This window comes from Pantoea sp. Z09, from assembly GCF_022394795.1.
Lineage (GTDB): Bacteria > Pseudomonadota > Gammaproteobacteria > Enterobacterales > Enterobacteriaceae > Pantoea > Pantoea latae.
Genome location: NZ_CP092373.1, coordinates 1190650 through 1213372, shown reverse-complemented (window position 1 = coordinate 1213372; position 22723 = coordinate 1190650). Strand labels below are relative to the sequence as shown.

Genomic DNA, 22723 nt, shown 5'->3' with positions numbered 1-22723 from the left:
TTAGCCTTTGAACAACCCTCCTGCTGCTGGGTCGCCTGTAGCAGGAATTATTAAAGAGACATTACGATGTTCACTATCAACGCAGAAGTACGTAAAGAGCAGGGTAAGGGTGCGAGCCGCCGCCTGCGCACAGCGAACAAATTCCCGGCCATCATCTATGGTGGTAATGAAGCCGCTGTTTCTATCGAACTGGATCACGACAACGTGATGAACCTGCAGGCGAAGCCTGGTTTCTACACCGACGTTCTGACCATTGTTGCTGATGGAAAAGAAACCAAAGTTAAAGTGCAGGCTGTTCAGCGTCACCCGTTCAAGCCAAAACTGCACCACATCGACTTCGTGCGCGCGTAATCGCCTGCGAATCGAGATAAAAAACGCCGCGTATGCGGCGTTTTTTTTGCCCGGCGGAAGGCTACTTGCCGCTGGTGCGGCGCTGCAGCTGATCGCGCAGGTTCGGCGGCGTGCCTTTGATGGTCAGGGTGTCGGTGGCCGGATCCCAGAAGATGCGCTCGCCCAGCAGCGCGGCGTCAAAGCTCAGCGTCAGACCGCCGCCGCTGCCGGCGAATTTGGTCAGCTGGCGCAGCGTGCTGCGATCCGCCGGAAAGTGCTCTTCCAGCTCATAGCCCTGCTCCTGGGTAAAGGCCTGAAACGATTTCTCGCCCAGCGGCGGCAGCTCCTTCGACAGATCCTCCAGCGCAATCTCCTCGCCCGCCTGCAGCTGCTCGTTGCAGTAGCTGTAGACCTGCTGGCGATAGTTCTGCCGCTCGCTCTTGTCGAGTTCTGACTCCGCGCAGTAGTCGTCCACCGCCTGCAGCAGGCCGCGGTTCTGCGCTTTGGCGTCGAGGCCGACGCTGGCGCCGAGGAAATCCATAAAGAAATCGGCGACCTTGCGCCCTACTCGCCCGCGCAGAAAGGTCAGATAGCGGGTGGAGTCAGGCGTCAGCTCCCATTCGGTCAGATCGATGCGCGCCACGATATCCGCATGGTTGATGTCGAGATAGTGGGTGCTGCTGATATCCAGCTGCTCGTTGACGCGCATGCTGCTCTGGCTGTTGAGCACCGCCACCAGCAGATACTCCACCGCCAGATAGCGGTAGTGAACAAACAGTACCACGCCGCCTTCGGCGAAGGGATATTTCGCCAGCTCGTCGCGCAGCCGGCCGGTGGCCGCGCGGCTGAACGCCAGGAAGTCATCGTTGCCCTTCCGGCAGTTGCGCAGCGCCTCCGCCAGTTCGCTCTCTTCGTTGAACAGACCGTAGGCTTTATTTTTGGCGCTGTAGACGCGGTGCAGCTCTTCTACCATCGCTTCCACGGTGGCGTTGGCGGGCAGCAGCGTATCGCGCAGCACCAGCTCAAGCTGGTTCTCGTCGCGTTTGATTAGCTGGTGCAGGGCAATCTGGTCGATATCCAGACTCATGATAGACTCTCCTTTTGGTTCAGGCGCGTATTCAAACACCGCCCGCATCGGCTTTCAACTCCATGCGATAGCCGATCGATGCGCTTTCGATAAAATTGCGGTAAAAACCCTGTTGTTACGGTACTATATCGCCTTTTGAAACGAGATTAGTCGACGATATGCCACAATCATCCCGCTACAGCGACGAACGCGTGGAAAAACTCCTCGCGCAACTGGCCCAGGTGCTGCAGAAAGACAACGCACCGACCGACCTTTCCCTGATGGTGCTGGGAAATATGGTGACCAACGTCATCAACAGCGACGTCGCGCCGGCGCAGCGCCGCTCGCTGGCCCGCTCCTTCGCGGAAGCCCTGCAGGCCTCCGTGCGCGACGACAACGCCCATTAATTAGCTGATTTGACCGCATAATATGGTAACCAACCGGCAGCGCTACCGCGAAAAAGTCTCCCAGATGATCAGCTGGGGGCACTGGTTTGCTCTGTTTAATATTCTCTTCGCGTTGATTTTAGGCAGCCGCTATCTGTTGGTCGCCGACTGGCCTGCGTCGCTCGCCGGGCGCGTTTACGCCTTCAGCAGCTGGATTGGCCACTTCAGCTTTATTGTTTTCGCCGTCTATCTGCTGGCAATTTTCCCGCTCACCTTTGTGGTGATGTCGCAGCGGCTGCTGCGCGTGCTGTCGGCGATTATCGCCACCGTCGGCCTGACGCTGATTATGGTGGACAGCGCGGTGTTCAACCGCTTCCATCTCCACCTCAATCCGGTGGTGTGGGAGCTGGTGGTCAACCCCGACCAGAGCGAGATGGCGCGCGACTGGCAGCTGATGTTTATCAGCGTGCCGCTGATTTTCCTGGTGGAGATGCTGTTCGCCACCTGGAGCTGGCAGAAGCTGCGCAGCCTGAACCGGCGTTCGTTCGGCAAGCCGCTGGCGGCGCTGTTTATCTGCGCCTTCTTCGCCAGCCATCTGCTCTATATCTGGGCCGACGCCAACTTCTATCGCCCGATCACCATGCAGCGCGCTAACCTGCCGCTCTCTTATCCGATGACCGCGCGCCGCTTCCTGGAGCGTCACGGTCTGCTGGACGCGCAGGCCTATCAGCAGCGCCTGATCCAGCAGGGCGATCCTGAGGCGGTGTCGGTGCAGTATCCGCTTAGCGACATTAGCTTCCGCGACGGCGGCACGCGCAATAACCTGCTGGTGATCACCGTAAAAGGGCTGAACGGCGGCGATATGGCAAAAAGCCTGCCGCAGCTTAATCAGTTCGCCCGCGATAACCTGCGCTTTACCCAGCACTACAGCGCGGGCGACATCCCGGAAAAAGGGCTGTTCGGCCTGTTCTACGGCATTTCCGCCAGCTATATGGACGGCGTGCTGGCGGCGCGCATGCCGTCGGCGCTGCTGGGCGCCTTAAGCGCGCAGGGCTATCAGTTCGGGCTGTTCTCGTCGGAGGGCTTTAACCAGCCGCTCTATCGCCAGGCGTTGCTGACCGATTACACCCTGCCCGCTACCGACAGCCAGCCTAACGCCAGCACGGTCGCCCAGTGGCAGAGCTGGCTGAACGGCCAGAAAGGCGACGGCAATCCGTGGTTCTCCTGGCTGGCGCTGGACGGCGCGGATCTCAGCGGCACGACGGCGAAAACGCGTCAGCGCAGCTATCTGCGCCAGGCGGCGGCGATCGACGATCAGATCCACAACGCGCTCGCCACGCTGGAACAGCGCGATCTGCTGAAAAACACCGTGGTGGTGATCACCGCGCAGCAGGGCCTTGCGCTGGACGGCAACCTCGGCAGCGTGGGCAACCGCGCCAACCTGCAGGTGCCGCTGGTGATCCACTGGCCGGATACGCCGGCGCAGACCATTGACCGCCTGACCGACCATCAGGATGTGATGGCGACGCTGATGCAGCGTCTGCTACACGTGCGCACCAGCCCGGTGAACTATTCGCAGGGGGAAGATCTGTTCGCCGCGCAGCGTCGGCATGACTGGGTCGCCAGCAGCGAGGATAACCGTCTGGTGGTGACCACGCCGCAGGTAACGCTGGTGCTCAACAATAACGGCAGCTATCGCGCCTATGACGCGCAGGGCAACGCCCTGAAGGATCATAAGCCGCAGCTGGCGCTGTTGCTGCAGGTGCTGACGGAAGAGAAGCGTTTTATCGCTAACTGATTATTTATGAGGCAGTTAGACGGCTGCTGCTTGCATTCCGCCAGAGAAACAGTAGACTAAGCCCCACTGTTCGGCACGTAGCGCAGCCTGGTAGCGCACTGTCATGGGGTGTCAGGGGTCGGAGGTTCAAATCCTCTCGTGCCGACCAAAATTCCCAACTAAAGCAGCCTGTTAAGGCTGCTTTTTTTATGTCTGTCGTAAGCCTTTTCTCCCTTTGTCCCCAGACGCACCCGTTCTGCATCCTGCCTTCCATCCCCAGTACGCTGAAACATGGTCTATACTCATCACTGTGTGGGGAACGAAGAGGAGAGTTTATGCATTACATTGAAAAAGACGATCCAAACAACGCGCCCGAGTCAGGCGATAAACGTCCTGAACCGGATCAGAAGCAGTAACCCACAAAGGTCGCCTCGCGCGGCCTTTCTAATGCCTGCCGTGCGGGAAGTAAATTAGGATTATCGCCATTTTCCTTCACTATTGTTAATGCCTTCAAACGCTTACTCTGTGCAACTCCCCCCGATCGACCTCACAAAAACCGCAAGCCGCCGCATTCCTTAACCGTACTGAAACAAAAATGTCATAAAAAATCCTTATTCTGTAGCCTCTGAATTGCCAACGGATATCATTATGGTTATCAAAGCGAAAAGCCTGCAGGATGCAGAAGAACTGCTGCACTCAGGCGTCAGCAAAGTGGAACTGGCTTATAACATCGGCAGCGACGATTTTTTCCGCCTCGCCTCGCGCTGGTGCGATCGCGGCGCACGCATTACCAAAGGTCATCACCATTTCGTCGTTTCCGTAAAGGGTTTCGCCATTCCGCCTAACGACTAGGTGATTGCCCTGACCATGGCGGGCTGCTTTAATGCCCTTTTGCGCGCTGCCGTGGGACCCCATGAATCTTCAGAACCGCTCTCTGCCGCCTCCGCCAGGCGGCTTTATTGTTTCCGCGCAGCTGCGCGGCGGCGACTGCGCGCTGGCGCAGGCACGCTTCGACCTTAGCCGCTATGAAGAACATTTTGCCGCCGACTGGAACCTGCCCGTTCCGCCCGCGCTGCGACAGGCGGTAAAAAAGCGCCGCGCCGAGTACCTTGCCAGCCGCTGGCTCGCGCGCGAGGTGATGGGCCGGTTCGGCATCCCCGACTTCTTATTGCAGAACCACAGCGACCGCTCGCCCATCTGGCCCACGGGCATGCGCGCCTCGCTGTCGCACACCGACGGCGCGGTGGCGCTGGCCGTAACGCAGCAGCCGCGCTGCATCGGCGTCGACATCGAAAGCGTGATGAGTCTGCGCACCGCCGAAGAGACCGCCTCGGTGCTGATGAGCGCTGAAGAGGAGGCGCGGCTGTGCGCGCTGCCGCTGCCTTTTTCATCGGCTGCTACCCTGCTCTTTTCTCTTAAAGAGAGCCTGTATAAAGCACTGTGGCCGCAGCTGCATCAGCCGATGGACTTCCTTCAGGCCAGCCTGCTGGAGGCAGATCTCGCCGCGGGTAAAGCCGTGCTCGCGCTAAACCACAGCTTTAGCGCAGAGTTTACCGCTGGTACGCGGCTGGAGGCGGAATTTCAGCTGGAGGCGGATCGGGTGCTGACGCTGCTGACCCATCCTGTGGCGGGCAATAAAAAACCGGCTTAGCAAAGGGGCTAAGCCGGTACAAACACAAGACGACAGAAAATATTCCAGGGAGGCAAAAACCGCTGTTTTTGCTGAGGTCAGCTTAACGCCTGCAGCGGACGCTGCGCCACTAACCCTTTCCGCTAAGCTTTTTCATCCTGTTGATAAGCCACGTCGGTGCGCTGCACCGCGTCGAGGGTCGCCATGTCGCGCTCGCGGCCGGTCAGCTCGCTGAGTTTGCCTTCGCGCATCTCCAGCAGACGGTCGGCGTGGATAAAGTAGTGATCGTCGTGGCTGATGGCGAAGACGGTTTTACCGGAGGCCTGCAGCCAGGGCAGCAGTTCACGGTAGAAGATGCGGCGGAAATGCGGATCCTGATCCGCCGCCCACTCGTCCAGCAGCAGCACGTCGCGCTCCTCCGCCGCCGCCAGCAGCAGCGCAACCCGCTTGCTCTGCCCTTTCGACAGCTGCAGATTGAGGATTTTATTGCCCTCGATTTTCAGCTTGTCCTGCATTTTCAGCCGCTCAAGCCAGGCCTGCACCAGCTTAGGATTGGCCGGCACGCCTTCCCGTCCAATCAGCCGATCGAACAGATGCACGTCGGTAAACACCGCCGAGAAGTGTTTGCGCCAGCGGTCAAGCTCGTCCACGCCGATCGGCTTGCCGTCCAGCAGCAGCGTGCCGCCGTGCGGCTGATAGAGCCCCGTCAGCAGCATCGCCAGCGTTGACTTGCCGCTGCCGTTGCCGCCGATAAGAAACACCAGCTCGCCGCGCCGCAGCGTCAGGTTGATCGGGCCAACCTCAAAGCCGTTTTGCCCATAGTGGAACCGGACGTCGCGCAGCTCCAGCGTGCGCCACTCCGCCAGCGGCGGCAGCGTATGGAAGCCCTCCTGATAAGGCGCGAGGTCAAAGGCGTTAAGCTTGCGGAACGCCACCTGGGCGCTGATCAGCGTCGGCAGCGCGCCCACCGCCGACAGCAGCGGCGTGCGCAGGAACAGCAGCGTCAGCGAGAAGGTGGCCGCCACCGCGGTGTTGGCCCAGCCCAGGCTGTTGGCCATAAAAAACACCATGCCGATGGCGCCGAGCGTCATGATATTCGACCAGTTCACCGCGCTGAGGTGATAGGTGTCAGCGCGCACGATATGGTGGCGATAGGCGTTCGCATCCTCCTGATAAACGGTTTCGTAGATCAGCTGGGCGCGCTCGCGGTTCAGGTGCAGTTCTTTGCGCCCTTCCGTCACCGTCTGGAAATCACGGTAGAGATCGTCTTCCACCTCGCGCAGTTTCGCCATATGGCGGTAGACGCGCGACACCAGCAGCCAGCCGCCCACCAGCGTCACCGCCATCCACAGGCTGGAGACCAGCAGCATTTTAGGCGAGAGCCAGGCGAGATAGAGCGCGGAGCCCAGCGTAATGATGACGCCCTGAATCAGCTCCGGCAGGCGCACAAAGGCGATGGTGATGGCGCGGATGTCGCTGGTCAGTCCTGCCAGCAGCTGCGCGTTACCGATCTGCTCCAGCCGTTCGACGCGCGTATCCAGTATGCGTTTGATAAATTCGCCGCGCAGCCGCCAGACAAAGCGGTGTCCCAGCAGCGTCAGCGCCAGCTGGGCGGCGAGCGTGACTGCCATCAGCAGCACCAGCTGTAGCAAAAAGCCGAGCAGCACGGAGAAAGAGCTATTGATGGCCGAGATCATTTCGCTGTTGATATAGGCGATCATGGCGATGCCGAGCACGGCGCTAAGCAGCGTCAGCAGAATGACGCCAATAAAAGGCCAGCGAAACTGGTGAAAAACAACGTTGAGCAACGCCATACAGAGGTCCAGCAGTCAGGAAAGCAGCCAGCAGTTTAAAGCGATGCGGAATGATAGCAATAGTTATTCGCAACCGCGCCTAGAAGGCGCGGCGGAAGGTCAGATTGTAGCGAAAGGCGCCGGTCAGCGGATGATCGCCAGGCTTGAGCGGCAAAATGCCGTGATAGCGCAGGCGCGACGGCCCGCCCCAGACCACCACGTCGCCGTGCTCCAGCAGCACGCGCTGCGTGGCGTCGCCGCGCGCGAAGCCGCCGAACTGAAACACCGCAGGCAGGCCCAGCGACACCGACACGATCGGCTGACGCAGATCTTTCTCATCTTTGTCCTGATGCAGCGACAGCTTCGCCCCTGGTTCATAGCGGTTAATCAAACAGGCGTCGGGATTGAACTGCGGAAAACCCGCCTCGCGCGCGCAGTCAAGCGCCAGCTGACGCAACAGCGGCGGCATCGGCGGCCATTTACGGCCATTCTCCGCATCCTGTTCGCTGTACTGATAGCCGCGCGCATCGCTCGACCAGCCGAAGTCGCCGCAGTTGGTCATCGCCACCGACATACGATGGCCGCCCGGCGTGATGCGGTGATAAAACGGGTTCTGCTGCGCCACCGCCAGAATCGCCGCCATCAGCGCCGGGGCGTCATCGCGCGCGCGGCGGCGCAGGATCGCCGCACCGTCGGCCAGCGGCTCCTGCCAGGGTGCTTCATCGCTAAACAGGTCCAGCATGGTTGCTCCTTACTTCGCGTTGTCGTCAATCAGAAAAGCGGAAAACTGCGGCGACATCCAGCTGACGAATTTATCGCCCTCTTTGCTGATCAGGTAAACCGCCAGATGCTGCTGCAGCGCCAGCGCTTTCGCCTTTTCGCTGCCCAGCACCATCAGGCCGGTGTCCCAGCCGTCCGCCTCCAGCGCCGTGGTGGCAATCACCGTGGCGGAGACCAGCTTATGCTCGATGGGACGCCCGGTCGCTGGATCGATCACGTGCGAAATGCGTTTGCCATCCAGTTCATAATAGTTGCGATAGCTGCCCGAGGTGCTGATGCCGTGCCCCTGCAGATCGACGCGCGCCTGTACGGCGTTCTCGCTATCGGTGGGCTTCTGGATCGCCACGCGCCACGGCTGGCCCTGCGCGTTGCGGCCGCGGCTCAGCACCGCGCCGCCCACCGACACCAGATAGTTATTGATCCCTTCGCGCTCCATCAGACGCGCCAGATGATCGGTGGCGTAGCCTTCACCCATGGTAGAGAGATCCACATAGAGACCGGGCAGATCTTTCTGCAACCACTGCCCTTCTACCGTTTCGATCACCCGCAGGTGCGCCAGGCCGGTTTGCGCCTTTGCGGCGGCGATCTCCGCATCTGTCGGGGTATGCGCGGGCGGTTTCGCCGGACCGAAGCCCCACAGATTGACCAGCGGCCCCACGGTGATATCCATCGCGCCGTGGGTTGCTGCGCCGATGCGCAGCGCCTCGGTGACGATATCCGCCATGTCGGCGCTCACCGGCTGCGGCGCGCTGCCCTGATAGCGGTTAAAGCGCGACAGCACGGAGTCAGGTTTCCAGGTAGAGAGCGTCTGGTCATCCTGATCGAGCTGCTGCTGGATCGCCTGCTGCAGCGACGGCTGGCGCGCGGCGTCGACGCCCGCCAGCGTGACGCGCCACACCGTGCCCATGGTTTTTCCTTCCAGCACCGTCGCCTGTGGCGGCTTATCGCAGGCGCTGAGCGCGCCAACCGCCAGTGTCATTAGCAGAATATTCCAGTATCGCATTCTTCTCTCATCTGTAACGCTGTGTTCCAGCGCGAAACAAAGCATAAATCGTTGGTAAAATAATCAAAAGCGGGTTGTCAACCCGCGCGGCCTGGCGCAGCATCTGGCCTGTTCCGGCCGATAACAGGAGGCATCTATGATCTATCTGACTCTCGTCCTTGCAGGCGGCGTTTTTATTTTCAGCGTGGTTAAAGCGCTGCAGCAGCGGCGGCAAAAGCGGCTTAACTACGGCGCTGCGCGCCAGCGCTGAGCAGCGCCTGCACCAAAATGCTGCGGCAGTGTAGCAAAATCAGCGACGCATCCGTGGCTGTGAGAGCCATTAAGCTGGCATGAAAGCTGCACGGTTTAACCCGGGTTTATTTCCGGGAGGTGCAGCATGCGTAAATCATCGTCAGAATTGAATCAGTGGCAGCAGTGGCTGAGTTTTTCCGCCTTTACCCTGGCGGGCACGGGATTTGAGGGCAGCGCGCCGCCGCAGCCCAAAACGCCACGGACGACCAGGCGGAAGCGCGCGCTTTCTGCCTGATTAGAGGCCCAGTTGGCTCAGGCCGGGATGGTCGTCCGGCCGTCTGCCGAGCGGCCAGTGGAACAAACGTTCGCTGGCCTCAATCGGCAAATCGTTGATGCAGGCGAAACGCTCCACCATCAGGCCATCCGCGCCGAAGCGCCAGTTTTCGTTGCCATAGCTGCGGAACACATTGCCGCTGTCGTCATGCCACTCATAGGCAAAGCGCACCGCCAGCCGATCCTCATGCCATGCCCACAGCTCTTTGATCAGTCTATAATCCAGCTCTTTCGCCCATTTACGGCTGAGGAACGCTACCACCGCATCACGCCCCTGTACCTCTTCGCTGCGGTTGCGCCAGCGCGTATCCAGACTGTAAACCTGCGCAACCCGCAGCGGATCGCGGCTGTTCCAGGCGTCTTCCGCCATACGCACTTTCTCTGTGGCACTCTGTTGGTTAAACGGAGGAAGCAGCATTGTTATCTCCTGTAAAGGTTGTTGGCATGTAGACAGGTTTGTCTACTTGCATTACTCTGCTGCATGTAGACAATTCTGTCTACTCAAATTTACCAGGATTGATTATGCTCGCTCCGCTCCCGTTCGATCCCGATGCCGCCGCCCGCGACCGCCTCCTCGTCACAGCGCAGCGGCTGTTCTATCAGCAGGGCATTCGCGCCACCGGCATCGATCGGGTGATCGCCGAGGCGGGCGTCACCAAGGTCACCTTTTACCGCCATTTTCCCAGCAAAAATCAGCTTATTTTAGCGGTGCTGGCGCAGCGGCATCAGCGCTGGATGGCCGGCTTTCAGCAGGCGCTGAATAGCACGCCTGCGCTGCGCGACGCGCTGCCCGCTGCGCTGAAAAGCTGGTTCGACGAAGCGGACTTTCGCGGCTGCGCCTTTATCAACGCCAGCGCCGAGCTGGGCGAGAGCCTGCCCGAAGTGACCGAGCTGATCCAGCAGCATAAGCGGGAGATGGCAGAGACGATCGCGCTGAAGCTGGCAGAAAGCGAACGGTGGAAAAGCGGACAGATTATGCTGCTGGCAGAAGGTGCCATCGTGCGGGCGCAGCTGGGGGAAAAATCAGAGAGGATCGCGGCGGATATGACGGCCGCGCTGGCGGCGATCCTGCCAGCGGGAGCGTAGCCCGCAGGCTACGCTCCTGGGCGGTTTAGAACTGATAAACCAGACCCAGCGCCACGGTGTCATCGGTATTGATGCCAGCCGCGTCGGTGAAGTCGTTGTCGTCCATCAGGTTGATCTGGTAATCAACGTAGGTCGACATGTTTTTGTTGAAGTAGTAGGTCGCGCCGACATCAACATATTTTTTCAGGTTCTGTTTGCCCCAGTTCTGAATGTCGGTGCCGCGTGAGGTCACGAACGCCAGAGACGGACGCAGGCCGAAGTCGAACTGATACTGCGCCACCAGCTCCCAGTTGTCCGCTTTATCTGCGAAGCCGTAAACGTCATCGCTGGAGGAGCCGAAGCGCGTCGCATTAAAGGAACGGCTGTACATCGCCGCCAGGTAGATGTTGTTGGCGTCATACTTCAGGCCGCCGGTGTAGACTTCTGCCTTGTCGCCGCGACCCAGAATAGCCGGATCGCCGCCGTTCTGGTTGTTGGTGCGATCCGATGAGAACATCGCCGCGCCGATACCGAAACCAGAGCCGAGATCGTAGGTGGTGCTCAGACCCCAGCCGTCGCCATTCTCGCCCAGCACGTCACGGCCAGAGGTTTCGCGGCTCGGATTGTCGTTTTTACCCTGATACTGCACGGCGAAGTTCCAGCCATCCACCAGACCGAAGAAGTTGGAGTTGCGATAGGTCGCCAGGCCGTTGCTGCGCTGGAACATAAAGTTGTCCGCGCCGTAGGTGTCGCCGCCGAACTCTGGCAGGACGTCGGTCCATGCGCCGATGTCGTACGCCACGCCGTAGTTACGGCCGTAGTCGAACGAGCCGGCGTCGCCGAATTTGATACCGGCGAAGCCAACGCGGGTGTAGCTGTTAGCGGTGCCTTCGCTTTCCGCGGTGTTCAGCGCTGCCTGGTACTCCCACTGGCCGTAACCGGTCAGCTGTTCGGAAATCTGGGTTTCGCCTTTAAAACCGAAGCGCAGGTAAGACTGATCGCCGTCATTACCGTCGTTATCTGAGAAATAGTGCAGACCATCTACTTTACCAAACAGGTCTAATTTGTTGCCGTCTTTGTTGTAAATTTCCGCTGCGCTTGCAGAACCCGCTGCAACCAGCAGCGCAGGGATCATCAGGGAGAGAACGCGACGTTTCATTTTATTGCCCTCTGTTATGTGCCTTATTTTTTTGCCACTGCATGCTGAATGTTTAAAATTCAGCCGGCACGCCATTGTGTTTTTATAAAGGGCAATAAGCTATCACGAAAATGCTACGAAATTTCCAAAACTGTTGCATAATGCGAAACAGTTATTTCCGAATGTAAATATTGCGGAATGAATAACCAGCACGTATCGGTAAAAATTATCGCACAAAATATCAAACGATATTTTAAACTATTACTTTCAGTGCGTTACATGAGGTTCCATCTGAGCACTGAATGATAAAACATATTCACCATCTGGTAATACAATAGATCCCGCTATCATCATTTATTTCATTATTACCTTCATTCACCCCGAATGAGATGTTTACCCTAATTATTCCTGCCGGACCTGTATGTCCGGCTTTTTTTTGTCCGTAATTTACCCTCTCCTGCCCGCTGCCGATAATGTTAATTATCCGGGTTAAAATAACGCCGCTTCTTTTTGCCGTTAATCGCTAATAATCGCACGTCAGGTTAATTTAGCGGATGAATATTTCCCCACTTAATTTATCACCGTAATAAAGCGCCTCTTCGGCGGCTTATTTCTGTTCGCTGCCACACGGTACGTCGCTAAAGCGCCCGCCTGCTTTTTTGACGCTGCCTGTTTGCCAGGAAAGTTCTGGAAAAGCACAGCGGTCCGGCAAAAGTCGTTAAAATGCGCATTTTATTGTCAACTTACGCCGGGCTGACGCCGATCGAGCGCGCATGCGGCTGCGGCTTTGATGCTACACTTCGTCGCTTTGATACTCATGAATAACACTATGACCGCACTGGACGCCGCATCACCCGGAAAACTTCACAGTCGTGTTGCGCTGGGAACACGCACGGTTTTTCTTATCGCCGGCCTTGGCATGTCTTCCTGGGCGCCGCTGGTGCCGTTCGCCAGCCAGCGTCTGCAGCTCAGCGGCGCGTCGCTCGGCGCTCTGCTGCTCTGTCTGGGCATGGGATCGCTGGCGGCGATGCCGCTGACCGGATCGCTGGTGGGACGCTTCGGCTGCCGCCGCGTGATGCTCCTCTCCACGCTGATCGTGCTGGCGACCCTGCCGCTGCTGGCGACGCTGGAGGTGATGTGGATGATGGCGGCGACGCTGATTGTGTTCGGCGCCGGGCTGGGCATGCTGGACGTGGCGATGAACGTGCAGGCGGTCGAGGTGGAGAAAGCGGCGCGCAGGCCGATGATGTCCGGCTTTCACGGCTTCTTTAGCCTCGGCGGCATTCTCGGCGCGGGCGCGATCAGCCTGTTGCTGAGCGTCGGCCTATCGCCGCTGCTCTCGGTGGCGCTGGTGCTGCTGCTGATGCTGCTGCTGCTGTTCGCCAGCCTGCCAACGCTGATGAGCACGCGTCTGCATCAGCCCGATCAGCCGTGGCTGGTGGTGCCGCGCGGCTTCGTCGCCTTTCTCGGCCTGCTCTGCTTTATTCTGTTTCTTGCCGAAGGCGCGGTGCTCGACTGGGGCGCGCTGCTGCTGCTGCAGCGTCCCGGCATGTCGACCGCCCACGCCGGGCTGGGCTACGCCGTCTTCTCCGTGGCGATGACACTCGGCCGCCTGACCGGCGACAGCATCATCCAGCGCTTCGGCCGTTTTCCCGTAATGCTGGCGGGCGCGCTGACGGCGTCGGCCGGGCTGGCGATGGCGGTTTTTCTTCCCTCGCCGCAGGCGGCGCTGCTCGCCTTTCTGCTGGTGGGCTTTGGCCTGGCCAATACCGTGCCGATGCTGTTCAATGCCGTCGGGAATCAACAGGATATGCCGGCAAATCTGGGGATTTCCGCCATGACAACGCTGGGATATGCGGGTATTCTCTCAGGTCCGGCTTTAATCGGATTTATTTCTCAATGGCTGAGCCTCAGCGGTGCCTTTCTGCTCATCGCGCTGCTGCTGTTGGCTGTGGCCGCCAGTGCCCGACTGGTTGCGCGATGATTTCAGGTGCCTGAAACACTATGTTGTATAAGTTCCCGCTGACATCCGGCAATGTCACCCGCTTTTTTGTGGTTTTCAATCTGGTGCTGCTGCTGGCGCTGGGCTTTATGGTGCATAACTCGGTCAATGCCTGGCTGACCGAGAAACGCTACGCCATGACCGATCTGGCGCGCGCGACGCAAAAGCGCATCGACGCCTACCGCTTCGCCACCTGGCAAATCTATGAGAATCTCGCCACCAGCGCGGCGGGCAGCTCGCCCAACAGCAGCCTGCAGGAGACGCGGCTGCGCCCGGACGTCTACTATCTGGAGAAAACCCGCCGTAAGACCGAGGCGTTGATCTTCGGCTCGCACGACGGCAGCACGCTCGATATGACCATGCGCATGTCGAGCTATCTCGATACGCTGTGGGGCGCCGAAAACCCGACCTGGTCGATGTACTTTCTCAACGGGCAGGACAACAGCCTGATTATGATTTCAACGCTGCCGCTGAAGGATATGGCGACGCGTTATAAAGAGAGCGCCATCAGTTCGCTGGTGGATGGCCGCCGCGCCGAGATGCTGCAGCAGGCGAACGCACTGGACGAGCGCGAAAGCTTCTCGCCGCTGCGCCATTTCGCCTTTCAGAACGATCACTACTTTACGCTGCGCACCACCTTTAACCAGCCGGGCCATCTGGCGACGGTGGTGGCTTTCGACCTGCCGCTTAACGATCTGATCCCGCAAAATATGCCGCTAGAGAACTTCCAGCTGCGCCAGGACGCCACGCCGGCCGCCGCCAGCGATCAGGAAGAGAACGAAAGCACGCAGATCGCCCTGGTGAACCCTAACCTGGAGATCGCCGCCACGCTGCCGAGCACGCCGCTGCAGCTGGTCTATCGCGTGCCGCTGACCAGCCTGATCGTCGACACGCTGCATAATTTGCTGTGGCCGCTACTGGTGAACCTGCTGCTGTTTCTGCTCTCTTTCGCCGGCATGACCCTGCTGCGCCAGCAGTCGCTGCGCCCGAGCGAAAACCAGAGCGCAGAGCTGGACTCGCTGCGCGTGCTGAATGAAGAGATCGTCGCCAGCCTGCCGGTCGGCCTGCTGGTCTATGACTTCGCCAGCAACCGCACCATCCTCAGCAATAAGATCGCGGAACATCTTTTGCCGCATCTGAATCTGCAAAAGATCATTAATATGTCCGACCAGCATCAGGGCGTGCTGCAGGCGACCATCAATAACGAAGTGTATGAGATCCGCCATGCGCGCAGCGTGCTGTCGCCGCATACCCAGCTGTTTTTAATGCGCGATCAGGATCGCGAGCTGCTGGTGAATAAAAAGCTGCAGAAGGCGCAGCAGGTGCTGGATCGCAACCATCAGATGCGGCAGCAGCTGCTGCAAAACCTCGGCCATGCCCTGAACCGGCCGCTGGAAAAGGTGGTGGCGCAGCTGGTGCAGCTCAGCCAGCGCGACGAAGATGAAACGGTGCTGGATCTGCTGGACGAAAGCCAGGGCCTGGCGCGGCTGGTTGACGATATCGTGCTGCTTAACCGGCTGGAGGCGCACGACTGGTCGCCCGACGCCAGCCGCTTCAACCTGCAGGAGCTGCTGGACGAGATCGCGCTGGAGAGCCTGCCGCTGATGCGCCGCAAAGGGCTGTCGCTGGTGGTGAACAATCAGCAGCCCAACGATGAGCAGCGCTTCGGCGACCGCCGCGCGCTGCGTAAAGTGCTCGCCACGCTGATGCACTATGCGCTGACCACCACGCGCTGGGGCAAGATTTCCCTGACGGTCAGCGCCGACGAGGCGCATCCGGACCGCCTGCTGATCCAGCTGGTGGACACCGGCGCGGGACTGAGCGTCGACGAGCTGGCCAACGCTGACTTCCCGTTCCTCGGCGAAACCAGCCAGGATCGCTACGGTCAGGCGTCGGGCATGGCCTTTTTCCTCTGCAAACAGCTCTGCAAGCAGATGGGCGGCAGCCTGGAGATTATCGCCAAACCGGATATCGGCACGCGCTATAACATTCAGCTTCCGCTGGCGCTGGAGCCGCGGCCGGAAGAGGAAGAGGAGAAACTGCTGGACGGCGTGACCGCGCTAATCGATATCGCGGTTGAGGACGTGCACAAAATCGTCTGTCGCCATCTGGAGAACTGGGGCGCGCGCTGCCTGACGCCCGAAGAGCGGCTGTCAGGCCAGGAACATGACGTACTGGTGACCGACGATCCGGCCAGGCTGAGCGGCTGGGCGCTGCTGCTGGCGGAAGATGAGCTGGGTCACCATGCGCTAAACGATCGGCAATATCGGGTCAACTTCAATCTCAGCAACGCGCTGCAGGATGCGCTGCTGGCCCTGATTGAGAATCAGCTGGCCCATGATTCAATGGAGGAGAGTACAGAGGACGAGGAGTTAACCCCGCTGCTCAGCGGCGGCTATTTCCAGCTGTTTACCGAGACAGTACCGCCTGATGTAAAGAGACTGTATACTGAGTCGGCGGAAAAGGACTACGCCATGCTTGCTCAGACAGCGCATCGCCTGAAAGGCGTGTTTGCCATGCTTAACCTGACGCCGGGCAAACAGCTTTGTGAAGAGTTAGAACAGCACATCAAAGCATGTGACGATTCAAACATTACAAATACCACCAGTGACATCGACACTTACGTCAATGAACTGCTGCAGCAAGGTAACCAATAAGATGAATAACTTAAATGTAATTATTGCCGATGACCATCCAATTGTTCTTTTCGGTATCCGAAAATCTCTGGAACAAATTGAATGGGTCAACGTTGTAGGTGAGTTCGAAGACTCAACAGCACTGATTAACAGCTTGTCAAAACTCGACGCCAACGTTCTGATCACCGATCTCTCCATGCCTGGCGAGAAATATGGCGACGGCATTACCCTGATCAAATACATCAAACGTCACTACCCGGATCTGTCGATTATTGTTCTAACCATGAACAACAACCCGGCAATCCTCAGCGCCGTGCTGGATCTGGATATCGAAGGCATCGTGCTGAAACAGGGCGCGCCGACCGATCTGCCGAAAGCGCTGGCTGCCCTGCAAAAAGGCAAGAAGTACACGCCGGAAAGCGTGGCGAAACTGCTGGAGAAGATCAGCGCTGGCGGCTATGGCGACAAGCGTCTGTCGCCGAAAGAGAGCGAAGTGCTGCGTCTGTTCGCTGAAGGCTTCCTGGTGACGGAGATCGCCAAGAAACTGAACCGCAGCATTAAAACCATCAGCAGCCAGAAGAAGTCGGCGATGATGAAGCTGGGCGTCGATAACGATATCGCCCTGCTGAACTACCTCTCCTCTGTCAGCGCCACTCAGGTAGAAAGAGACTAAAGCCTCTGTCAGGCGGCGCGTTCGCGCCGCCTCTCTTTTATCACGCTCTGACCGCCCCTACCCTTCCCGCGTCTTCCTCACGCGCTCCGCATAGACCGCCAGCGTGGTTTTCAACACGTCCAGCGTCACCGGCTTCGACAAGCAGTTATCCATGCCCGCTTCCATACAGCGCTGCTTCTCTTCCGCCAGCGCATTCGCAGTCACGCCGATCACCGGGAAAACGTGACCCAGCTGACGCAGGCGCTGCGTCAGGCGATAGCCATCCATATTCGGCATATTGACGTCGCTCAGCACGATATCGATCTCGCTGCGGCTGATGACGTTGAGCGCATCGACGCCGTCCTGCGCGGTTTTCACCCGATAGCCCAGCGTGCCGAGCTGTTCCGACAGCAGCATACGGTTGATGGGGTGATCGTCGACGATCAGGATCAGGATGTCGTCGTTGCTGATCACCTCTTCCGTCGGCGCGGTGAGCGGCAGGCTCGCCGCCGTGTCACTCTGAATGGCGATGCGGTAGATGCGCGCCAGCAGGCTCGGCAGCTCATGCGGCGTTGCGGTGCTGTGCACCCAGCGGCCCGGCGCAATTTCACGCGGCATGTCGATATGCGCGCCGCTGAAGACGACCACCGCGTGCAGCGGCTGTTCGCCCTCCGGCTCGTAGTCAGTGATCAGCACGTCGTCGCTGCCCGGCTTGCCGTTATAGGGCAGGATCTGGATGCCCTGCTGCTGCAGATCGCGCTCGATAAAGCTGGCGAGATAGTCGTTGCGCATGTCGATCCACAGGGTTTTCTCGTGCAGCCCGTCGAGCAGCGGCGGCGCCGGCTGCTGGCCGTTATAGATGGGAATACGCACGATAAACTGGCTGCCCATGCCCGGCTCCGAGTCCACCTCGATATCGCCGTCCATCATATTGGTCAGCTTTTCGCAGATGGCGAGGCCAAGGCCGGTGCCCTGGAAGTTGCGCTGAACGCCGTTGCCCACCTGGAAAAAGGGATCGAACAGGCGCGTGATCTCTTTGGCCGGAATGCCGACGCCGGTGTCGCGGATGCGGAACGCCAGATAACCCTCTTTCACAAAGGCATGCAGGATAATGCAGCCGGTGTGGGTGAACTTGATAGCGTTGTTAAGCAGGTTGGAGATCACCTGCTGCAGCCGCAGCGGATCGCCATCCAGCGCCAGCGGCACGTCATGCTCGATAAAGCAGTAGAGCGTCAGCCGCTTTTTCATCACCAGCGACAGGTAGTTGCCGGCGATATGGGTGATCACCTCGCGCGGCGAGAACGGCCGCGGCTCGATCTTCAGCTGCTCTGATTCAATCTTAGAGAAGTCGAGGATATCGCTGATGATCTTCAGCAGCAGGCTCGACGAGTTGTTCATCGCGGTGACCAGCGAATCGACCTCTTTCGGCAGCTGTTTGGTCTGCAGCAGATCCAGGTTGCCGATGATGCCGTAAAGCGGCGTGCGCAGCTCGTGGCTGACGGTGGCGAGGAACATCGATTTCGACTGGCTCGCCTGCTCCGCCGCCTGCGCCATCTCCTGCAGCGACTGCTCCATGCGCACGCGCGCGGAGACGTCCACCAGCACGCAGATCGCCACGTTTTCATTGCGGTAGCGCGAATGCACGAAGCTGATCTGCAGGTTGGTGTTGCTGCCGGTCAGCACGTCGACGAAGTTAACCTGCTGGCCGCCGATGATTTCGTTGAGCCGCTGACGATCTTCCTGCGTCAGCAGCGTCAGATAGTTGTGCGCCAGCTCGTTGCTGAGAATATTGGTGCCGTCGCGGGTGCGCAGAATGCAGATCCCCACCGGCGCCGAGGCGACGATTTTACGGTTGAACTGCTCATGCTCTTCCAGCCGGTGCGCGTTCTCTTCCGCCGGCAGGAACATGCGGCGCTCAAACAGCCAGGCGAGGGTAAACAGCACGATGGCGCTGAGGATATTCAGCAGCAGCGCGTTGATGATCATCAGCTTGAGCTGATCCACCAGCACGCGCGTCGACACCGACCACACCACGCTCATATCGGAAGGCGGCAGCGGCTTTTTCAGCACCAGCTGGCGGTAGCTGTCGAGATAGCCGAACCAGGTTTGATCGTCGGGCAGGTCGTTGAGCGAATAGCCCGCGCCGCCGCGCCGCGAGGTGAGCAGCGGACGGTCATTCTCATCGATGATGGTGGCCACCACCGGCAGGCTGCCGGGCTGAATAAACTCATCCAGCCGGATATTCTGCTCGACGCCCAGCAGCGCCTGCAGCTTATTGGCGACGTAGACCGGCACCATCATATAAAAGGTGCCGACGCCGGGCTGCGCGCTGGCGCTGACCCAGTAGAGCGGATTGCGGCGCTCTTCGTCGTTGCCGTTGCGGTAGCGCAGCACGCGTTCGCGCAGCGCCTTCAGGCTGCGTTCGCGATCGACGTTGCTGCTGCCGATGGTAAAGTCTGCCAGACACTGGCTTTCGCCGCCGATAAAAAAGACGCGGTTCAGTTCATAGGTCGAGGCGAAATTGCTCTTCCAGTAGTTGATGTAGTAGCTGAGCGAATCGAGCGAGTTGCGCCAGGTCGTGCTCATCGACGAGCAGTCGCCGTCGGAAAAAAGCGGGGTAAACTGCGGCTGGGTCGATTTGCCCGGCAGCACGCCGTTGATCATGTCGAGGCCGCTGCTGGCGCTGGTCAGCCGGTTTTCCGTAATGTACTTCAGCTCGCGCATCACGTCGGCGGAGTGCCGCACGTACCATTCCGCCTGGCCGTAGTTGCTGGCGAACTCCTGCCGCACGCTGCTCTCTTTGTCATGCAGCACGCTGATGATAAAGAAGGTGGTCAGTACCGCGCCCAGCGTCCACAGCAGCAGCGCCAGCGCGCGAAACAGATAGCGTGAGATACGCAGCGTGGTTCGGAAAGAGACCAGATATTTCAAGGGAAACTCACTACGGCAAGGTTAAGGACGGGCTGGTTTCAGAATGCTCATTACACTAGCCGTATCAGGGAGAAAAAGCCAGTCGGCATCCGCGCTTAGCGAGCCGCGCCGCAAAAAGCAACGGCAGGTCGGGTTGCCCTTTCCTGCCGTTAAAGTCGTGCCGCCTTCCCTGGCGGCGTGAGCCTGAAGCGCCGAAAAATTACTCCTCTTCGTCAGCTTCCGGCGCGTCGTCGTCGGTGTCGACTTCCGGCGCGATATCCTCTTCGCCTTCCGCCACGCTGCCGTCGATAGCGTCCAGCTCTTCCTCTTCGACCGGTTCAGCCACGCGCTGCAGGCCGACAACGTTCTCATCTTCCGCGGTACGGATCAGGATCACGCCCTGGGTGTTACGGCCCACTACGCTGACCTCGGAGACGCGGGTGCGCACCAGAGTGCCAGCGTCGGTGATCATCATAATCTGATCGCCGTCCACCACCTGCACCGCGCCAATCACCGGACCGTTACGCTCGGTGACCTTAATGGAGATCACGCCCTGGGTCGCACGCGACTTGGTGGGATACTCGCTGTTGGCGGTGCGCTTGCCGTAGCCGTTTTGCGTCACGGTGAGGATAGCGCCCTCTTCGCGCGGCACGATCAGCGACACCACGCGATCCCCTTCCGCCAGCTTGATGCCGCGCACGCCGGAGGCGGTACGGCCCATGGCGCGAACCGCGTTTTCCGCGAAGCGCACCACTTTACCGGCGGCGGAGAAGAGCATCGCCTCGTCGTTGCCGTTGGTCAGCGCCACGCCGATCAGCTCATCATCCTCGCGCAGATTCACCGCGATGATGCCTGCGCTGCGCGGACGACTAAACTCCTGCAGGGCCGTTTTCTTCACGGTGCCGCTGGCGGTCGCCATAAAGATGTTGAAGCCTTCGGTGTACTCGCGCACCGGCAGAATCGCGGTAATGCGCTCGTCAGGCTGCAGCGGCAGCAGGTTGACGATCGGACGGCCACGCGCGCCACGGCTCGCTTCCGGCAGCTGGTAAACTTTCATCCAGTAGAGACGGCCGCGGCTGGAGAAGCAGAGGATGGTGTCGTGGGTGTTGGCCACCAGCAGACGATCGATAAAATCCTCTTCTTTGATACGCGCCGCCGACTTGCCTTTGCCGCCGCGACGCTGCGCTTCGTAATCCGACAGCGGCTGGTACTTGACGTAGCCCTGATGAGAGAGCGTCACCACCACGTCTTCCTGATTGATCAGGTCTTCGATGTTGATATCAGCGCTGTTGGCGGTGATCTCGGTGCGACGCTCGTCGCCGAACTGGTCGCGCATGGCGATCAGCTCTTCACGGATCACTTCCATCAGACGCTCGGCGTTCGTCAGGATGTTAAGCAGCTCGGCAATCTGCTCCAGCAGCTCTTTGTACTCGTCGAGCAGTTTTTCATGCTCAAGGCCGGTGAGCTTCTGCAGACGCAGATCGAGGATCGCCTGCGCCTGCTGTTCGGTCAGATAGTAGCGCCCGTCGCGGATGCCGAACGCGTCGTCCAGCCACTCCGGACGCGCGGCGTCGTCGCCCGCGCGTTCCAGCATGGCGGAGACGTTGCCCAGATCCCACGGCTGCGCGATCAGGCCCGCTTTCGCCTCGGCCGGGTTCGGCGCGCGGCGGATCAGCTCGATAATCGGATCGATGTTGGCCAGCGCGATCGCCAGACCTTCAAGGATATGGGCGCGGTCGCGCGCTTTGCGCAGTTCGAAAATCGTGCGGCGCGTCACCACTTCGCGACGGTGACGCACGAAGGCTTCGAGGATCTCCTTCAGCGTCATGATCTTCGGCTGGCCCTGATGCAGCGCCACCATGTTGATGCCGAACGACACCTGCAGCTGGGTCAGCGAGTAGAGGTTGTTGAGCACCACTTCGCCTACCGCATCGCGCTTCACTTCGATCACGATGCGCATGCCGTCTTTGTCCGACTCGTCGCGCAGCGCGCTGATGCCTTCGACGCGCTTCTCTTTCACCAGCTCGGCGATTTTCTCAATCAGGCGCGCTTTGTTCACCTGATAGGGGATTTGATGCACCACGATGGTTTCGCGGCCGGTTTTGGCGTCGGTTTCCACTTCGCCGCGCGCGCGGATGTAGATCTTACCGCGCCCGGTGCGGTAAGCCTCTTCAATGCCGCGACGGCCGTTGATGATGGCGGCGGTCGGGAAATCAGGCCCCGGAATATGCTCCATCAGGCCTTCGACGCTGATATCTTCGTCATCGATATAGGCGAGGCAGCCGTTGATCACTTCCGTCAGGTTATGCGGCGGAATGTTGGTCGCCATGCCGACGGCGATGCCGGAGGAACCGTTCACCAGCAGGTTAGGGATTTTGGTCGGCAGAACTTCAGGGATCTGCTCGGTGCCGTCATAGTTCGGGACGAAGTCGACGGTCTCTTTTTCCAGGTCAGCCAGCAGATCGTGGGCGATACGCGACATACGCACTTCGGTATAACGCATCGCCGCGGCGGAGTCGCCGTCGACGGAGCCGAAGTTGCCCTGTCCGTCCACCAGCATGTAACGCAGGGAGAAAGGCTGAGCCATGCGGACGATGGTGTCGTAAACGGCGGAATCCCCGTGCGGGTGATATTTACCGATAACGTCACCGACCACACGGGCGGATTTCTTATAGGGTTTGTTCCAGTCGTTACCCAGTTCGCTCATCGCGTAGAGCACGCGGCGGTGGACAGGCTTCAGGCCGTCACGCACATCGGGTAAGGCTCGGCCAACGATGACCGACATGGCGTAATCGAGATAGGAGCTTTTTAACTCTTCTTCGATATTGACCGGTGTAATTTCTCTTGCAAGGTCGCTCATGGAGCCGCTTTCCCTCTACATATGCCCGGATTTTAAAGGTGCGAAAGTATATCACACCCCGGCCCGCTGGTGAACGTTAACCACCGTTTTCACGCGCTTTTCCTCGCGCCGGAAAGGTGCGCCCGAAGGCA

Annotated in this window: 17 protein-coding genes and 1 tRNA gene; 10 read left to right on the top strand and 8 right to left on the bottom strand. The window is 59.5% G+C overall.

What is annotated here, in order from left to right; translation table 11 throughout:
• The first annotated feature begins 66 nt into the window (after nt 1–66).
• The gene (gene rplY, locus MC269_RS05840) at nt 67–351 is read left to right on the top strand and encodes a 50S ribosomal protein L25 (RefSeq protein ID WP_081140420.1); all 285 of its coding nucleotides are present in this window, start codon (nt 67–69) and stop codon (nt 349–351) included.
• Between the two features lie 61 nt (nt 352–412).
• Here rplY and yejK read toward each other — a convergent pair whose 3' ends face one another.
• On the bottom strand, nt 413–1417 hold the full coding sequence (yejK, locus tag MC269_RS05835; RefSeq protein WP_239954398.1) for a nucleoid-associated protein YejK: 1005 nt from the start codon (nt 1415–1417) through the stop codon (nt 413–415).
• A gap of 158 nt (nt 1418–1575) precedes the next feature.
• Here yejK and MC269_RS05830 point away from each other — a divergent pair, with 158 nt between their 5' ends.
• The 5 genes from MC269_RS05830 (at nt 1576) to MC269_RS05810 (ending at nt 5210) form a co-directional block, all read left to right on the top strand.
• Entirely contained in the window at nt 1576–1803 is a 228-nt protein-coding gene (locus tag MC269_RS05830; protein WP_033750387.1) for a YejL family protein, read from the top strand.
• 22 nt (nt 1804–1825) lie between these two features.
• Nucleotides 1826–3580, top strand: a complete 1755-nt coding sequence (gene yejM / locus MC269_RS05825; RefSeq protein WP_239954397.1) for an LPS biosynthesis-modulating metalloenzyme YejM — start codon at nt 1826–1828, stop codon at nt 3578–3580.
• A gap of 71 nt (nt 3581–3651) precedes the next feature.
• Nucleotides 3652–3728, top strand: a tRNA-Pro gene (locus MC269_RS05820).
• Nucleotides 3729–4207: 479 nt separating this feature from the next.
• Nucleotides 4208–4411 (top strand): hypothetical protein, encoded by a 204-nt coding sequence (locus MC269_RS05815; protein ID WP_033750392.1) that lies wholly within the window; start codon nt 4208–4210, stop codon nt 4409–4411.
• 61 nt (nt 4412–4472) lie between these two features.
• Entirely contained in the window at nt 4473–5210 is a 738-nt protein-coding gene (locus tag MC269_RS05810; protein ID WP_239954396.1) for a 4'-phosphopantetheinyl transferase, read from the top strand.
• Nucleotides 5211–5332: 122 nt separating this feature from the next.
• Here the strand turns inward: MC269_RS05810 and MC269_RS05805 are convergent, their stop codons facing one another.
• The 4 genes from MC269_RS05805 to MC269_RS05790 form a co-directional block, all read right to left on the bottom strand.
• Complete coding sequence (locus MC269_RS05805; RefSeq protein ID WP_239954395.1) at nt 5333–7003, bottom strand: multidrug ABC transporter permease/ATP-binding protein; 1671 nt, start codon at nt 7001–7003, stop codon at nt 5333–5335.
• A gap of 79 nt (nt 7004–7082) precedes the next feature.
• A complete protein-coding gene (alkB, locus tag MC269_RS05800) occupies nt 7083–7724 on the bottom strand; it encodes a DNA oxidative demethylase AlkB (protein WP_239954393.1) in 642 nt (213 codons plus the stop codon).
• A 9-nt stretch (nt 7725–7733) separates the two neighbouring features.
• Complete coding sequence (apbE, locus tag MC269_RS05795) at nt 7734–8765, bottom strand: FAD:protein FMN transferase ApbE (protein ID WP_081140414.1); 1032 nt, start codon at nt 8763–8765, stop codon at nt 7734–7736.
• Between the two features lie 526 nt (nt 8766–9291).
• Nucleotides 9292–9747 carry a nuclear transport factor 2 family protein gene (locus MC269_RS05790; RefSeq protein ID WP_201789480.1) on the bottom strand — a complete coding sequence of 152 codons (456 nt, stop codon included), beginning with the start codon at nt 9745–9747 and terminating at the stop codon, nt 9292–9294.
• Between the two features lie 104 nt (nt 9748–9851).
• On the opposite strand from MC269_RS05790, the gene MC269_RS05785 reads away from it, so the two are divergent.
• Complete coding sequence (locus MC269_RS05785; protein ID WP_239954392.1) at nt 9852–10415, top strand: TetR/AcrR family transcriptional regulator; 564 nt, start codon at nt 9852–9854, stop codon at nt 10413–10415.
• A gap of 25 nt (nt 10416–10440) precedes the next feature.
• Here MC269_RS05785 and ompC read toward each other — a convergent pair whose 3' ends face one another.
• Entirely contained in the window at nt 10441–11553 is a 1113-nt protein-coding gene (gene ompC, locus MC269_RS05780) for a porin OmpC (RefSeq protein WP_239954391.1), read from the bottom strand.
• Between the two features lie 808 nt (nt 11554–12361).
• Here ompC and MC269_RS05775 point away from each other — a divergent pair.
• The 3 genes from MC269_RS05775 to rcsB are packed head-to-tail and all read left to right on the top strand — an operon-like array spanning nt 12362 to nt 16843.
• Nucleotides 12362–13516: an MFS transporter gene (locus MC269_RS05775; RefSeq protein WP_239954390.1), complete on the top strand. Its 1155-nt coding sequence runs from the start codon at nt 12362–12364 to the stop codon at nt 13514–13516.
• 20 nt (nt 13517–13536) lie between these two features.
• Nucleotides 13537–16191 (top strand): phosphotransferase RcsD, encoded by a 2655-nt coding sequence (gene rcsD, locus MC269_RS05770; protein ID WP_081140409.1) that lies wholly within the window; start codon nt 13537–13539, stop codon nt 16189–16191.
• A gap of 1 nt (nt 16192) precedes the next feature.
• Nucleotides 16193–16843 carry a response regulator transcription factor RcsB gene (gene rcsB, locus MC269_RS05765; protein WP_239954389.1) on the top strand — a complete coding sequence of 217 codons (651 nt, stop codon included), beginning with the start codon at nt 16193–16195 and terminating at the stop codon, nt 16841–16843.
• 57 nt (nt 16844–16900) lie between these two features.
• Here rcsB and rcsC read toward each other — a convergent pair whose 3' ends face one another.
• Nucleotides 16901–19753 (bottom strand): two-component system sensor histidine kinase RcsC, encoded by a 2853-nt coding sequence (rcsC, locus tag MC269_RS05760; RefSeq protein WP_239954388.1) that lies wholly within the window; start codon nt 19751–19753, stop codon nt 16901–16903.
• Between the two features lie 199 nt (nt 19754–19952).
• On the bottom strand, nt 19953–22592 hold the full coding sequence (gene gyrA / locus MC269_RS05755; RefSeq protein ID WP_239954386.1) for a DNA topoisomerase (ATP-hydrolyzing) subunit A: 2640 nt from the start codon (nt 22590–22592) through the stop codon (nt 19953–19955).
• Nucleotides 22593–22723: the final 131 nt, after the last annotated feature.